The following is a 237-nucleotide window of genomic DNA, read 5'->3' as shown; positions in this document are numbered from 1 at the left end:
ATATGCTTGGTGTTAATATTGAAACAGATATGAGGCAGAAATTATTTGATCATATTCAAAAGCTATCATTCAGATTTTTTGATAATAATAAAACAGGTCATTTAATTTCGCGCCTTACAAACGATTTAATGGAAATTGGGGAAATTGCTCACCATGGACCAGATGTTTTATGATACGGCGTCAAGCGAGTTCTTCGCTATAGCCTATACTCTTTCATTACCAACCGCTATTCCGATC

Annotated in this window: 1 pseudogene; it reads left to right on the top strand. The window is 35.0% G+C overall.

Annotated features, from left to right (window positions below):
* A pseudogene (locus SB717_RS39440) lies at positions 1-170 on the top strand (ABC transporter transmembrane domain-containing protein); the annotation flags it as partial.
* Between the last annotated feature and the right edge of the window lie 67 nt (positions 171-237).

The sequence above is a fragment of the Priestia sp. SIMBA_032 genome, assembly GCF_046535215.1.
Taxonomy (GTDB): Bacteria; Bacillota; Bacilli; order Bacillales; family Bacillaceae_H; genus Priestia; species Priestia aryabhattai.
Note: the sequence above shows the minus strand (reverse complement) of the source record. Positions and strands in the feature narration are given on the sequence as shown.